Origin of the sequence: Nocardia sp. GP40 (genome assembly GCF_050434125.1) — a bacterium.
Classification (GTDB): domain Bacteria; phylum Actinomycetota; class Actinomycetes; order Mycobacteriales; family Mycobacteriaceae; genus Nocardia; species Nocardia albiluteola.
Genome location: NZ_JBNPVW010000016.1, coordinates 175,143 through 191,395 on the forward strand (window position 1 = coordinate 175,143; position 16,253 = coordinate 191,395).

Here is a 16,253-nt window from a genome sequence, read left to right on the forward strand (position 1 = left end):
GACGGCGGTCAGGTCGACCCCGGCCCGGGACAGCGCGAATCGAACCTGCGCCGCGTAGCGCGGATCCGACAGCGCATATCGGAAACCGTCGGTGCCGAACGCGATTCCGGTCAGGCGCCCGTGCTCGTCGAGTATCCAGGTGGCGAACCCGGCAGGTCCCTGGCTGGCATCGCCGTAGGTCTGGTACAGCTCGATGTGTGCGGTGTCCCTGGCAGGGGCCGAGCGGATGCCGCCGTCAGCATCGAGCAGCAGCACATCGGCCGTCTCGTAGTTCGCGTCCGGATCGAGGGTCGTGTACGGCTCGCCGTCGGAACCGACGAACAGCCCGTCCTTTCCACGGACCATGGTGAATTCGACGACCTGATCCGGGTCCGGGGCGAACTGGCCCGGAGTGTTCGGCGGCACCACCTCGAAGCCGGCTCGGCTCGGCTGCACCCGGTCGTCGGGTTGCGCCTCTCCCGACGTGGTTTCGGCAGTCGGTACGGCGGATCCGGCGATCAGCAGCCAGGTCGACTTGCCCTGGCCCTCGGCGAGATCCGCGATACCCCAGGCGTCGCTCACCTCGTCCACCATCTGGCGACCGCGGCCGCGGGTCTCGGCGGTGGCCAGCACCTGGTCTACGACCTCGTCCGGCGCCGGATCGGGGAATGCCTCGAGCAGGGCGTCGAGGTCGATCTCCGCGTCGGGATCGTACTCGAGGGCGGGGTCGGCCTCGGCGGTCAGGGCAATGATCTGTTCGTCGGGCAGGGGCTCGGCCTCGAGTGCGGGCGGATGCTCCGGATTCGTATCGATCACCTGAATGAGCAGTTGATCGGTGCCGGGGAGCCGCTCCAGTACGATCCGCACCGGACCGTCGCTGTGCTCGAGGCTGTTGGCGGTCAACTCCGAAACCGCCAGCATGACCGAGTGTCGTTGATCGTCTGTGCCCCAGCCGATTTCGGCCAGCTGCTCGCCGACCCAGCGCCGCGCGAGCGGCACCTCGCGCACCCGGTCGGCCGACACCCGGAAGTCGCCGTCCGGTATATCGTCCGACCGGTCCGACAGCACCGGCCCGCCGGCGGTGTACGTCCAGCGGACACGGGCGCCGGTGTCGACGCCGGACTCCGCCAGTAATGGTTCCACCACTGTGCGGTGCAGCTCAGCGAGTACGGCGGCGGTCCGCAACGGCTCCGCACCCAGCTCGAGATCCGAATAATGTATTGCGGTAGCGCCATTGTCGCGGTCGATCGTCAGGGTTACCCGGCCCGGCTCGCCACGCACCGGGTTGAGCGACAGCGTTACCGTTACCCGCGCCCCGGTGACATCGGCGCTGAGGATATCCACCCAGAAGTGATCGCCGTATCCGGGGAACAGGCGGGCGACGCCGATGCCGCCCTGCTCGATCAGGCGATCGATCGCTTGCCCATGCGCTCCTGGTTGCCACAACAGGCCCTGGTGCTCGTCTTCGAAATCGACGGTGGTCAGGTCGATTCCGAGGCGAGTCAGCTCATATCGGAGTTGCGCCGTCGGTCGCAACTCGCCTGGCAGGTTCAAGGTGTCGGTGAACGATCCGTTGAAGGGAATCACCGAGGTCAGCCGACCGTTCTCGATAGTCCAGACCCCGTACGCGGCAGGCCCGTCGGCGGGGTTGGCGTAACTGTTGTAGAGCACCTTGTGCCCGGCGCCCCAGTCGGCAATGGAGCGCAGATCGCCCGGGAGTGTGCCGAGCAGGAAGAAATCGCCCGCGGGATTGCTGTTGTAGGGCAACCCGTCCCGGCCGAGAATCACTCCGTCGGCGTCGACGGTGATCGGTACGTGGGCTCCGGGGCGGGCCAGCTCCGGTTGATGGGGGAGCGGACGCACCGGCTGTTCCAACTCGTACCGTGGCCGACTCGGTGTGTATCTGCGTGATACGGCCGAATCGTCTTCCGGCTGCTGTGGAGCGCTTTGGCCGATGCGGAGTTCGTCGGCGGGTTGGGGGATGGTGGGGTCGGCGGTGGCGACGTCGTTGTGAGGGAGGCCTTCGTGCCAGATTGCGGCTCGGGTGGTTGCGGTTTCGGCGTCGGTGCTGCCGGTGAGTTCGGTGAAGGAGGTGCGGGGGCCGTTGCCGATGGACCATTCGTGGCCGGGTTGGCTGTTGGGGTGGTAGGTGATTTCCTGGTCGTCGAGTTCGAAGGTGTGTGTGCCGTCGGTGTTGCGGTGCAGGTAGGTGAGTGAGGAGCTGTGTGCGCCGATGCCGTAGCCGTCGGTGGTGGTGCGTTGGTCCAGGATCCAGGCGGTGGCTTTGGGGCCGGTGGTGATGAGTGTGTCGGCGATGGTGGCGTGGGCGGAAGAGGTTGTGCTGGAACTGAATCCATGTAGTACGGCACCCCGCAGCCACGGCCGGGCCTGGAGCCAGCTGGTCCCGGTGGAGTCGTTGCGGGGTTGCGGTGCATCCACGGCACCGTGGTGGCGGCTGACGTAATTGAGGGACTTGGCGACGCAGTTGTTGATTCCCCAGTCGACCGCCTGTTTCGCCGGCTGCCCCACGGCTGCGGCAAGTTCGGTGAGTTTGCCCGTCAGCGCCCGGACGGCCAGACGTGCGAATACCCGGCTCTTGTCCTTCTCGTCTTCGGAGATGCCCTCCCCGGGCACCATGCCCTGGTAGGGCTCCAGCAGGCTTGCGGGAACGGCCGTGGTGTAGTTGCGTTCGTTCCACCGCATGTGGATTTCTTCGCTGGCCGCCTCGATGACTCGTGGGTCGTCCGGGTCGTTACCGTCGCGCAGACTCTGTGAGACGGCGCGGAGTGCGGCCTCGGTCGAGGCGTCGGTCTCCGATCGGTGATCGGCCGGAAGTTCCTGGTGCTGGTGATTGGCGATGTCGACTCGGTTGGTGCCGTGTGTGGCGATCCAGGCGGCGTCGGTGGTGTACTTCCAGCGTGCGATGAATCCGCCGGTCGGCAGTGCCCGGGGGGTACGCCACAGGTCGTGTCCGGCGGCATTCAGCCAATCCACAACGGCCGGAGCGTGTGTCGACGCGTACATCTGGTCGATCTCGTTGTAGAGGTCCCAGCCGCCCGGTTCGATGGGCTTGCCCGGGTCCAGGTCGGAGGCCGCCTGCGCCAGTTCGCGTTGGAGCGCGGTGAACCGGAGCATGGTCTGCAGGTGAGCGGCCTCGGCCGCGGCCTCCTCGCGCCGGATGGCGTCGGCCCCGGCCTGGGTCAGCGCCTCGATCGCGGCGGACTGGGCCTGCAGGCCGGTCTCGATGGTGGTCATCCGCTGGTTGTGCTGCACCGCCGCGCGCACGCGGGCGTCGAGGTCGTTGGTCTCGGCGTCGAAGCGGGCGAAGTCGTCGGCCGCGGCCGCGGCACGGGCCGCATCCCCAGCCGCGATCGCCGCATCCACTGCGGCACGGGCGTTTTCGCGGGCATTCCAGGCCCGGGACCAGGCGCGGGTGAGCTGAGTTATTTCGGCGTTGCGGGCGGCGGCAGCCTCCGGTATGCGCGCCTGGTTGTGCTGTTCGGCGAGCTCGCCGAGGGCGGTGATATCGGTGGCCTGCCGGAGGATCTCCTCGCGCAGCTGTTCGTGCATCCGGGCCAGGGCCGCGGGGTCGCGTTTGTTCAGCAGATCCGGATAGTCGCCGTCGCGAATGGCAGTGAAGATCTCGGCGAACTTCTCCGGGGTGACATCGGTGGGATCTATGCCGGCGAGTTTCACCCAATCTGTGTGTGCCGCAGGTACTTCCGGCGCATCTGGGGTGGCGCGCGTCGGCAATGCGGCGAGCAGGGCATCGTGATCCGCGAAGACCTCACGCAGATATTCCATGGTGTCGGGGCTGTACATGGGCAGAGGGCCCTCGGGCCGGCGCGGATCGGTCAGCGGAAGCTTGAACATGCCCGCGGTGTTCGGGTCCAGTACGTCGATGGCGTGCACGAATTCGGACAGCGCGTCGATCAGATGGTCGTAACTGTTCGGGCGGTGCGTCAGATTCGTGACCGCCTTGCTCAGCGCCGGCGGGTCGACCTTCGCCAGGTCTGCGGTGGCGCCACGATGCTGGGTGACGGGGTCGATCTCGTAGGTGGTCGGCGCCAGGTCCTCCGATGAGACACCGAGCTGATGTGCCAGGCGATCGCGGGCCGCGTCGACGCCCGCGGTATCGATCTCGCGGAGCGAGGCCGCGTAGTCGACCAGCGCCTGAGTCCGCTTCTGCCGAGTCGAAGCCGACAGCGTCGGGTCCGCCAAGGCGTGTGCCACGTGCTGAGGTGTCAGCTGATCGTGTCGCAGCCCGAGCGCCTTTGCCAGATTCTCGTGCAGGATCTCGCGCTTGTCGGAGGTAAGGAACGCGTTGACCTCGGCCTGGTTGCGGAGAGTGTCGGCGAGCCTTTCGACACTCAGTGCCCGCAGTCCGTTCTCGAGCCGCAGCGAGGCCAGCGTCGCGGCCAGCCGCTCGGGTTCGAGATCCGCGCGGGCGCAGCCCACTCGGTCGGCGAGTTCCTCCAGTGCGGCCTCACGCTCGTCCGCCGACAGCTGGGGCGGCTCCGATTCACCCTGCGGCGCTACCGGATTCGACGGCGCCCGGTCGCCGACGACACGCCACGGCTCGTCGCTGTCCCGCAGCAGGGTCGCGTTGAGGTGTCTATCCTGCAGCACCTCGGACAGATGTCGGACATCCGGTGCCGGGATTTCGGCGACGTGCACCTGCCCGTTCCGACTGGCCCAGATGACGCGATACTCGAGGCCGATGTGACCGAGTGTCAATGCCTCGGCGAGGTCGGCGTTGTCCGGGTCGGACAGGACCGCCGTGAGCAACTGATCGTGGTCGAGGTTGTTGTCGAACACGACCAGGCGCAGCGGATTATCGCCGACCAGTCCGATCCCCGGGAAGCGCTGACGATCCAGCAGCGCACCGTTCTGGGAGTCGATCCACTCGTTACCGGCGGTTCGTGCCATCAGCTCGGCGATGTCACCGAATTCGGTGTCCGCCGCCCGGAACGTCCGCGCTGTGGCCTCGAATGTGCTGAATTGGTTTGTCAATTCGGCGGTCTCGGCGCGCACGGCCTCGATCGTCTCGGGCGACAGGTCGGTGGGGGAGACCTCCAGGAAGTCGGCCAGGTCGCCGAGCTGACTGCGCAACTGTTCGCGGCGCAGCATGTTGTCGAAGAACTTCCGGCCCGCGGGGGTGTCGTTGTTGGCCAGGTCGTACCAGCGCGGCAGCGGATCGCTGCCGTTGTTGACACCGCGCCACTCGGGCATCTTGACGTTGCCGAAGAATCCGGTGCGGATCCCGGACCGGATACCTCCCCAAAAGGTCCCCGGAGTGGAGTCCTCGCCGACGGATTTGTGCCAGAGTTCCTGTTCGAACCGGATCAGCGGATTGATGGTCTTGTTGAAGATTGCTTCCCGATAGGCGATGTAGCCGTTCTCGGCTTCGAACCGGGCGGCGATGTCGAGCAGGTCCGCTACCGCGGCCGAATGCCGCAACGCACGGTATTGCAGTTCATCCAGCGCCCGCTGGATCGACTCCGGGCTCAGGTCGGGCAGGTCGACACCATACTGGTCGGCCAGCGCGATGAGGGTCTCGCCGTATTCCTGCCTCAGGTCGACGGCATCACCCAGTTGCTCCCCCCATTCGGTGAGTTCGGCACTCACGGCCGCGGCCGGCTCGTGAATACTTGCGTTCGGCACCGGCGGGAGGACGTCGTCCTTGGCCCAGCCGGTGATATCGATCTCCGGGCCCGGATGCACCGGCCGGGCGGGCGCATCGGTGGCGGGTGCCCGCAGGCGCCCGAGGCGGTCGAGCACCCGCTGCCGGAGCTCTGGATCGCCGTCGAGGTTCCAGTACTCGTATTCCGAGCCGTCGCGGGTGGGCGGTCCGCTGTCCGACGGCGTCGGCTTCGGTGAGATGAGTTGCTCGACGATGGTCTGACGGTTGCGCCAGTGTTTGAAGAGCTCGCGGACGAGTGTCAGCATGCTGTTCGCGTGCCCACCGTACTCGAGGTGCGAGTCGAGGGTGGACGGATCCGCATGCTCGGAGGTGACTACCGCGAAGAAGTCGTACGTCAACGCGACCCCCGTCGTCGAGGCATCCCCGGTGGCGAAGTCCGGTGGAGCGACGACAGGGCGTTTGCGCAGCCGCCCCAGCCAGTTCACCCTCCTGGGCTTGGTAGCGGGCTTGCGTTCGGCGATTTCCGGCGCCGGCTGCCGCTGCGCCTGCTGTACCTGCCAGCCGTCGGACTCATCGGCGGTCAATAGGACAGGGACGCGTGTGCCGTCGACGTTGATGTCGACGCGACGTTCGGTACCGGGTTCCACAGTTGTGCCGCCCGCCGCGGATTCCTGGTCGACCACCTGTACCGCATCCGCCAGTTCGGCGATCGCCGTGGCGTGGTCGAGCGCCGCCGCGCGCAACCGCGCGATCGCCCCCGAGGGGTCCGCGGCCAGCTCGTGCGGCCGGGCCCCCAGCAGCCCGATCCAGGTATCCCGCACCGCGGCGAGCTGTCGGCGATGTTCGGGATCGGTTGCCCCGCCGAGGCGCCGGAGCACAGCATCGAGGGCCTCCACCGCGCCTGCGCGCAGCAGTGCCCGGTAGCGCAGATCGGCGATTGTGTATGGGAGTTCCGCGGCGGTGAGCGAGTCCGGGGTGCAGCCGAATTCGTTTGCCAGTTCGGTGCGCGCGGTATCCATCGACAGCAGCCGAGGCGTCCGGGCCTGGCCGGTGGTGCCCGTGGAAGCCGTTGTAGCGGACTGGAATCCCAGTGACTCTCGATCGGCACGCCGCAGTGGGGTGACTCCGCCGGCCGTCGTTCGGCCCTGCGCTTGTAGCTCGGCCTCGATCTCGGCGCGTTGCCGAGGATCGCCGATGAATCGCCAGTACTGCTCACCCGGATACTGTTCATCGGCGCTGAGCGGGTGCAGGTCGGATGCCCGCATATGCTGTGCGGCAGCGCCTTTCGGTGAGGTGTCGAAAAAGCCACGGACCCAGGCCATCTGCGCCAGATCCGCCAGGTGACCCGATGGATAGTGCAACCCGCTCAAGGCATCGCCGACTCCGACGGATGCGGCGAGCGCGTTGACGTAGTCACGTTGGGAACGGCTCAGCGGATCTCCCCGGCCGGGGCGCAGCCGGGGATGTTCGTGCTGTTCGAAGAAGTCGGTGAGCCGGCTCAGCGGATTCTCTCGTCCGCCAGGACTCTGGCCGATGCGCAGGGCATCGGGCAGCGGCGCAAGGCGAGCATTGCCGATCCCGTCGACATTCGCGCCGTTGTGCCAGATCACGGCCCGCAGCGGCTTGTACTCCTGCGCGGTGCCGCCGGTCAGTTCGCCCAGCGAGGCGAACCGTCCGTCCGCGGTGCGGCAGACGGTGTTGCCGTCGGAGTCGGTACCGAGATAGATGACGCGTACGCCGTCAACCTCGAGTTCGTAATCGCCGGAGGCGGTGCGGCCGATATAGGTAATCGCGACCGAGTGCGCGCCGATCCCCTGCCCATCGACGGCTCGGGTCTCGAGCACCCAGGCGGTCGAGCCCGGACCGGTGTGGTTGGCTGCCTGAGGATCTGGGGAAGCGGGGGTGTCGATGAGCTGTTCGACGAGGACGTCGAATGCTGATCGCCGGGTGCCGGAGCCGTGCCGTCCGTGCACGGACGGTCGGCGGGTGCCGACGAAGCCCGCCGGAACGGCACCGCGCAGCCGGGGCCGGGTCTGGGCCCAAGAGACGCCGGCGAGCTTGCCCGGTGTGTGCTCGAAAGTCTCGACGACATCGCCCTGGCGCGCATTGACCTGATCGAAAGAGCGTGCCACACAGTCGTTCCGGAACTCCGCGGTCGCATCCGGTCGGTCGGTAGCGCCGGGGTCTTGTTCCGCTCGCCCCGGCGCGACGAGGGTCGGCGGGACGTGGCCGGTCTCGCCGGTATAGGGCAGACCGGTGTGGGAGTCCAGGGCGTCGGGAACGAGTTGGATCCATTGGCCGGCACTAACTTTCGGGATCCATTGCCTGACTCCGGCCAAGGCGAAGGCGAGCCGGGGATGCTCGTCGACGAACTGTGCGGACTGAGCGGGACTCGCTCCCCGTCCGGGCGAGGTGTCGGTGGGCAGTATTCGCGTCGCCCACAGCACCGATTTGGCGATCCACGGCCGATTCCGCAGGAATTGCGTAACCCACGGGTGACGGCTGCCGGGCCGGCGCACCGGCTGCTGGGGGGAATTTTCCCGCCGTGAATGCTCCGGTGAGCGTCCGACCGTTTCGCGGGTGGGCAGATCGGTGGACGGCAATGGCTGCAGGCGCCTGAGGTTGCCGTCGGCGTCGGTGACCACCTCGGCATAGCCGACATGGAGCGGGAAGGTGGCCGACTTGCCCAGCCGCAGCGTGATATCGGCGCGATCACCCACGGCCGCCTGCAGCGCCCGGTAGTAGGACAGTACATCGGTGCCGTCGCCGACGACGACGACCTCCTCGTACCAGAGGGCGCCGGTACCGGTTCCGGCGGCCGGTACGAACCCGACCCTATCGGAAACCGGCACCGCACCACGGGAATTCAATGCCAGCAGGTGTGTGCGCCGGGTGGCGAGCTGATCGGCGCGCGCCTGTGCGGCAGCGGCCGCGGCGGCGGTGGCGCGCAGCGCGATCAGATCGGTCAGGCCAGGTGAGAGGATGCGCCCGGGGGAGGGGTGCAGTTCCTGGGGATCGGCGATCCCGAAGACGTAAGCGAGCTGGTCGCGGGCCGTCTCGCCGGCGGCGATCTCGACCGCCAGCGCGGACTGCTGGTCGAGGAGTGCGCCGTGCCGGTCGTTGAGCTCGGCGAGCGAGGTGAGCAAACCGTCGCGTTCACGTTCCGCATGCGCCAGGGCAATGTGCGCGGTTCGCAGGACCGCGGACGGAACCTCGGCGCCCTGCTGCGCGAGTGTCTGCAGTTCGGTCTGCAGGTCGCTGATCACCACGTTTCCGGCGGTCAGCTGCTCTTGCGCGACCGCCAGCAGACCGGCGACACGGAGCAGGGCGGCATCGACCCCGGCTCGATCGTGCAGCGCCGCCTCGAGCCGATCGAGCGCGGCCAGATCGGACTGGAATTGCTGGATCTGCGCGTCACCGCCGAGCGCATCGACCAGTTGGTCGTGCAGGTCCCGTGCCTGGGCCAGCGCGTCCTGTCGTTCGTGGGCCAGCCTGATCAGGTCGAGTCGTATTCCCCTGGCGCGTAATCCATTTGCACGAGCTTGTAGTTTCTGGGCGCGGTCGGTGAGTTCGCGGGCGCGATCGAACAGCTCCAGCGCACGGGTGTGGTCGCCGGCCTGCGTCGCGTCCGCCGCCTGCGACCGCAGCCGCTCGGCCTCGGCTCGCAGCCGGGCCTGCTCGGCATACAGCCCTCGCGCATCGCGGTAGAGGCCCTGAACCTCCCGGTGGTTCGGGGTGGCGGGACGGAGTGGGCCGGGTGTGTGCTGTTGCCCGTCCGGCGTCGTCGCGGATTGTGTTGCTGCCGAATTAGTTTGCGGTCCGAGCGGTGAGGCCAGTTCTGCGGCGATCGCGTCGAGCCGGTCCATGGTCTGCTGGTGTGCCGCCGCGGCAGCTGCTTCGTTGCGGGCGAAGGAGTCATCGAGGGCGGCGGTCTCGCGTTGCAGGGCGTCGTCGATGCCGGCCAGCTGGACGTCCCGGGCAACGGCGGCCTGGATTCGGCTGTCGAGCAGGGTAGTTCGGGCGTCGAGCTGGTGGAATGCGCGGGCGGCGTTTTCCAGGGCGTCGACACGGTCGTGCCAGGATGTTTGCTGATCGAGAGGCGGGGTGCGGTCGCGGAGGCCACGCAGTGTTTCCTCCAGTGTCCCTGCGTCTTCGGCAGTCGCAGGGACGAGATCGGCTGCGCTGAGCGGCATCCCGTTCATGGCCTGTTCGAGTGCTTCGCGGGCATCCTCGCGGGCCGTCCAGGCCTGGGCCCAGTCGGTGGTGAGCTGATCGATCTCGGCTCGGCGTTCGGCCGCGGCCGCGGCGCGGGCAGGGATCGGGGTTTGACCGGCGAGGGCGTCGGACGCCAGCGGGGCGGGCTGCGGTCGGACACGCGTAGGCCGCGCTCGGCGGGAAGGTGTCGGCGGGCGGGAAGTCGTGCCGTCGGGCACCGTGCCGGTCAGGCCGGCCGTTTCGGCGACGGGTGCTGTGGTGGACCGGGTCGGTGACCCGGACCGGGGTGCGCTCCGTTCAGTTGCCGGCTGCAGTGTGGGGCCCGCGGGGATTGCGGGAGTCTGGCTGGCATCGGAGACCCCGGCCGCGGGAGCGGCCGCCTTCGGTCGTGCAGTCGTGCCGTCGGCGACCGGACCGAGGCCCAGGGGGGGTTGCTGTGAGGGATTCGACTGTCGAGCGGAATCAGCTTGCGCCGCAGTAGGAGCGGCCTCCGGCGCCGTGGCATCGTCGTTGTTCTCGTCGCGATGGAACGGTGGCGGGACGGCGGCGGGATTCGACCCGTCGATGGTGGGATGTTCGACGGTCGGAGTTTGCGTGCCGGTGGAGGTCGGTCTCACGGCGTTCGAGGTCGGTTGCGTACCGGGTTGGGCCGGTCGGCTCAGAGCCGAGTCGTGATGTGTGCCAGCTGGGGTCGTTTCGTTGAACGTCGAGTTCTGTTGTGCCCCGGCCGGGGTCGGCTGGGTCGAGTTCTGATTCGATTGCGTACCAGTCGGTGTCGGTCGGTCGAATGTCGAGTTCTGTTGTGACTCGGTCGAGGTCGGGGTGGGATTCGAGTCCTGTTGTGTGCCGCTCGAGGTCGGCTGCAGGAAGTTCGAGGTGGGCCTGCCGACGGTGGGCGTCGCCTGCGTGCTGCTCGAGGTCTGCTGTTCCAGGGTGGGAGTCGTCGGCTGAGCCGAGCGGGTAGGTGTCGGTGCGCCCTCGGTAGTGGTCCTGACGCTGTTGTCGCCGCCGGTGTGCGGTGCGTCGGACTCGGACGAGTGCGGCTGATTGCCCTGACTCGTAGCCGGAAGTCCAGGGTGCGCATCGATTCCGGGCTGCGTCCGGGGCTGCTGTGGCGGCGGCACGTCGCTTTCGCTGCTGCCGTCGCTGATCGGGCTCGGCCGCGAGCTCGTCGATTCGTGCGACTGTTCGCTGGAAACCACCGGTGCGGTTTCCGGAGTCTGCTGCTCCGGCGTCGGGATGTGCTCGCCCTCGCTGGGCGTGTCGACAGATCTGGGCGGCGGTAGGTCGGGGCGCTGGGTGTGGTCGTCGAGCGGAGGCGCGTGCGCGTCGTACGCGTCGCCGGAGCGCCGGGAGTTCAGGATCTGCCGCTCGACCGCGGCCTTCTGCAGTGGGGTGGCCTTCGTGCGCATGTCGTTCTCGGCCGCGGTCAGATTCTCCTTGGCCTCCTGCAGGTGTGTCCGGTTCTCGTCGCTCTCATGCTGGGCGAGGGCCTCGGTGGCGTCGCGGTATTCGGTGGCTGCCTTCTCGTACTTGGTGATAATGGTCTTGACGCGGGCGTCGGGGGAGCTGCTGCGGTAGTCCTCGGGGGAGATGTAGTGCTTGGCCTCGCCGGGGGTGCCGCCTGTGGCCCAGTCTCCGTTCGGGTCGCCGCTGCGCGCGGCGCGCGTTTCGGCCTGGTGGTTGACCCGTTCCGAATAGGCCGGGCCGCCACTGATTTTCACCTTGAGGCCGCCCTGGCGCGGGCCGCCGTTGGGGTCTTGGGTGAAAGACTCCTTGACCGGGGTGATGTCGACGCCACGGCCCATCATCTTGTTTCCGAGGGTGATCGCGCCCATCTCACCGCCCTTGGCGATGATTTTCTGCATTTCCTCGTTGGCCACGTCCTTGCTGCCGTGGGAGTCGACCCAGGCGACATCGAGCTTGTTGAACTTGACGGGCAGACCGCGCTCGGTGGCCGCGGTCTCCAGCGCGTCCGCCAGGCGGGCGACGTCGGCGTTATCCATCGCGATGGCCAGCTGTGGGTTGCCCTTCTGCACCATTTCCCCGGTCTCGGGATCCTCGACGAAGGCCGTGTCGAGAATGTCGTGCGCCATGGCCTTGAACTTCTCCGCGCCGCTGGCGAAGTGCTCCGCGTCGGTAAGGTCCAGCTGCGACTTGAAGAATCGGTCGACCTTGGAAATGGGCCCGGTGTCGAACTCCTCGTGCATGACGTCCTCCACGCCCCGGGGGTTGCCCTCGGACGGGGTGAGCAGGGTGCCCGACAGGCCGCTGATGCTGTCGAAATGGTCGCCGCTGAAGAGCTGCTTGCCGGTGATGGACAGCGAGTATTCCGAATCGGCGGTGATGTCCAGGTTGTGCTTGGCCTCGAGATACTTCGCAAAGCCGTTCCAGCGGCTCGAGCTCTGCTTCTCGGGATCGTCCATGACCTGATCGTTGGTCTTGGACGAGATAATTTTGATCTTTCCGTCGTCGCTGACGTGGTAGTCCGAATTCTGCTCGGGACCCCATTCGGCTTGGGCCGCATGGGAATACTCCTCGGCCTGCTTGTCGTCGATAGGCCGTCCGAGGAAATCCTCGAGCTTGGCGCGGCCGTCGGCGGTGAGCTGGGAATTGAATACGCCGCGCCGGTCCATGTCCTTGCCGAAGTCCTCGGGACCCAGCACTCCGGACTCCTTGGCATCCTGGAGGTTCTTCCAGACGTCGTGCACGTTCGCGGCGAACGTCTCGTCGGCCTTGCCCGCCGAGCCGGGCGACAACACGTAATGGGTCTGCTCGTCGATGAGCTGGGCGTCGATCTCGTCGATGATCAGGTCTCCGCCCGGGAACGGCTCGAAACGATCGGGCAATTTCCGGTTCTCCGCTGCGGTGTCCAGGAGCTTCTTGTACTCCTTCATCGACGGCGCGTTTTCCAGGTCCGTGCGCAGGCGCGCCAGGTCGTCCTTCGACATGCCGCTTTCCTTCAGCTTGTCGAAGACCGACTGGGCCTCCTTGACCGCGCGGAAACCGTAGTCCTGGGCGGTACCTATGACGATCAGCTTGCGGTTCGGGTCGATGGTCGGGAATGGCTTGTCCGAGTCCAGGTGATACACGTCGATGCCGAGGCCGTGATCGCCGGCCACGAGGCTCTCGAATTCGTGCTGCATGTGGACCACGAGCGGATCGCTGCTGGTCATCACATGAGCGATGCCCTTTTCCATGGCCTTGCGTGTGGCCGCGGCGATGGCGGTCAATTCCTTGCCCTCGCCGGTGTCCATTTCGACGGGGCCGTGGTGCAGGAGGATTTCCGAGGTCAGCTGCGTCCACCGCAGCACCTTGCCGCCCGGGCCGCCGATCTCGCCGCCGGTACCCCGGCGGAAGAGCTCGATCTGGGCCGCCCGGGATTCCTTGTCCGAACCGTGGAGCATCTGATGCTCCAGATCGGTGTTGCTGAGCTTGGCCAGGGGGCCCGACTTGTCCGAGCCGGCCTCGAGGTCGTAATACTCCAGCATCGCCTCGGCCGCGGCCTTCGCGGCGGTCACTCGCTCCTTGCGCACCAGCGGGAAGGCGTCGTCCTTGCCGATGTGCCCGTCCTGGAAGGCTTTCCAGGTATCCGAGCCTGCCTCCTTGGCCTTGTCCATGAGCTTGTCGACGGCGCCCTCGACCGTCCGCCGGTGCTCCGCCTGGGCCTGCTCGTGCGCCGCGCGCGCGTCGGCGACCCGCTGGTCGTCGCTGTTGCGACCGCGTGCGGCCTCGGCCTCGTCGAGTGCGCGCTTGGCCTCGGCGACCTTCTTCTTGGAGTCGGCGATCGCCTTCTTGGTCTGTTGCTGCTCGTGCTCGGCGCGATCCTGCGCATCGAGGCGGCGCTGGAGTACCTTGGGGTCGCGCTTCGGGGGACCGGATTCGGCGGGAAAATCGTTGACGGGCCTAGTGTTTTCCTGGTGTGAATCAGCGTGATTCGTTACCGGTTCGACAACAGGTTCGACGACGACGACCGGTTCGATGGTATTCGAGTCGCCGGCATGCGGTGTGGTGGGGTCCGACGGGGCGGGTTCGTCACGTGACGAGGCCCGTATCGGCTTGGCGTCCGCCTCGGGGCGTCCCGGCGTTCGTGTCGTGTCGGCGCCGGCCCTGGGGGAGTTCTCCGGACGTGGTGAGCTGGCGGGCACACCCTTGCGTGCTGCGGCCTCTGCTGGGTCGGCGGCCGCGCCGGACCGGTTTTCCGGTCGTGTCGAGTCGGAACCGGTTGGGTGCCGGGTGGTGTCGGCGGTTGCTTCCGGACCCTTCGGTCCGGGTTCGATGCCTGGGCGGGGTGACGCCGGTGTAGTGCCGGTATCCGGCGTGGACGAGACCCGGCCGGTATCGGCCACGGCCCTGGTATCGCTGTGCGGTGCTGGGGAATCGGTTGTTCCGGCCGATATCGAGCCGGCGTTTTCCGGCGACGCGCCCTTGTCGTCGGCCAGGCCGGCCCCGGTGCGCTGGTCGGTATGCGGGGTGTCGGCGGTCGACGAGCCGCCCGTCGCGCTGTCGTGCGTAGTGGATTCCGGGGTGGGCGTACTGGAGTCGGCGGCGGTAGGGCTGCTCGACGTGGTCTTGGTGTCGGCGTTGGTGGTGGAACCCTCGGGATGGCTACCACCGGTTGCGGCCTGATCACCGGACTCGCCCGTGGCCACGCCGATCCGGTTGGTGGCCTGATTGCTCGCTGAATCGGTTGTGTCACTGAATATTTCGTTGTTCGTTGTGCCGGATTTCCCACTGCTTTCGAGCGTGGTGTCGGCCGCGGGCGTAGTGGCGGGTTCATGGGCGGTAGTACCGTCCGTCGTGACGGTGACGACGGTGCTGGGATCGGTGACCGCGCCCGCGCCACCCTCCCCGCGCGCGCCGTGCAGACCACCCATGGCCATGCCGGCGATCAACATCTGGGGGTTGAATCCGGGGACCTTGCTCCAGTCGACGTGGCCCGAGCCGAGCAGCTGGCCCGCAACATTCAAACCGACGCCGGCGCCGTACATGCCGACGCCGCCGGCGAGGCCACCCGCCGTCGCGGTAAGGATGCCGCTCAGCCGGGGCGCCATTTCCGGTGCGAAATGCTCGAGCAGTTTCCCCACGTTATGACCCACCGGCACGCCGACGGCTCCGCCTGCGGCCCACTCGAATCCGGTGCTCAACGATTGCTTCCAGTCGAAGCTGCTGCGATGCCCGGCCGCGATCTGGTATGCCTGCAAGCCGCCGTCCAAGGCCATGCCATGCAGACCGCCCTTGGCTCCGGCGTACGCAATCTTCTTCAACAGCGACTTCTGGGCGGCCTTTTCCAAAGCCTTGCGGGCCTCGGCCATGGTGATCTTCTTGAAATACGCCTTCAGCAGGTCTTTGAGTCCTGCCTCCGCGGCGTCCGCCGCCAGCTTTTCCGCCGCCTCGGTGGCGACTCTCTCGACCGCCTCACGGCCGAATGCCAGCGCGATCGTTTCCCAAGGTGCACTCCATGGCAGCTCAGGAAGCAGCGCCCAGATCATCTGGACGGTCATGATGGCGAAGATGTCCTCCATGCCCTTGGAGTACTCGATCTGCATGCCGCCGTTTTGGTTGTAATCGCCGAAATTGTCGAAGGCGTCGGCGGTCTTCGAGATCGAAGAATCACCGGTGTACAGCTGGTTGAGCTCCGTTTGGACCTGCTGGGAGCCGCTGCTGTCGTAGTACTTGGCTACCTGGTCGGTGACAGCCTTGGCGTCGGTCTCGAGCTGGCGAAGCTCGCCCGCGAGGTCGTGCATGGCCGTGGCCATTGTGAACAGGGCGTCTTCTTTGCCCTTCGGGTATGCCTGACCGAAGTTGAGGGCTTGCAGAATCCAACTGGGAATCCAGTCGGATACGTCACCGATGGATGACATCTACCAGCCTTGTTCCGCCACATTCGGGCCGGACGGGCTGCGCGTACCGTCCTCCCAGGAAACAACATCGGTGAATGGCATTGCCGTGCTGGTCTCTTCGGCGGGCCGTGCTCCCGGCGGTCTGGTGGATACCGTGGGACGCGCGGGGATCATCGAGGTGAGATCGGGCATGTCCGGGAGGAATTCGGACATCTTGGGCAGCCGCCGTTGCTCCTCGCGCAGGCCATCGATCATTTCGCGGGTGCGGCGCTGCATCGTCAGCGCGGCTTCCTGTGCGGCTGCGGTCACCGCGTTGGCGAGTTCGGAGGGTGTGAGATCAGCGATATCGTCGGTGAACCGGGTTTTGATCACAACGCCTTCGGCATTGACGACCACCGTGACCCGCTTCCTCGCCGCGGTCGCCGTCGCAGTGAAGGTTGCCCACTGCTGCTGAGCCTGCTGGATCGAGGCGATGCTCGCCTGCATTGTTTCCTTGAGTTCGGCGAGCCGCGCCGCCATCGCCTCATTCGTCATTCCCGGGGTCCTCCCTCAACTCACCCCGCACCCTGCTC

The 16,253-nt window shown here is 67.2% G+C and carries 2 protein-coding genes (1 of these 2 only partly in view); both read right to left on the reverse strand.

Going from position 1 to position 16,253, the window contains the following annotated elements; genetic code table 11:
- Positions 1-15,702, reverse strand: the 5' portion of a protein-coding gene (locus ABH933_RS36980; protein ID WP_429424654.1) for a hypothetical protein. 15,642 nt of this gene lie to the left of the window's left edge; the window shows 15,702 of its 31,344 coding nt (coding positions 1-15,702); its start codon is at positions 15,700-15,702; its stop codon lies off the left edge, out of view.
- A complete protein-coding gene (locus ABH933_RS36985; protein WP_429424656.1) occupies positions 15,703-16,215 on the reverse strand; it encodes a YbaB/EbfC family nucleoid-associated protein in 513 nt (170 codons plus the stop codon). It abuts the gene before it with no gap.
- Positions 16,216-16,253 lie beyond the last annotated feature (38 nt).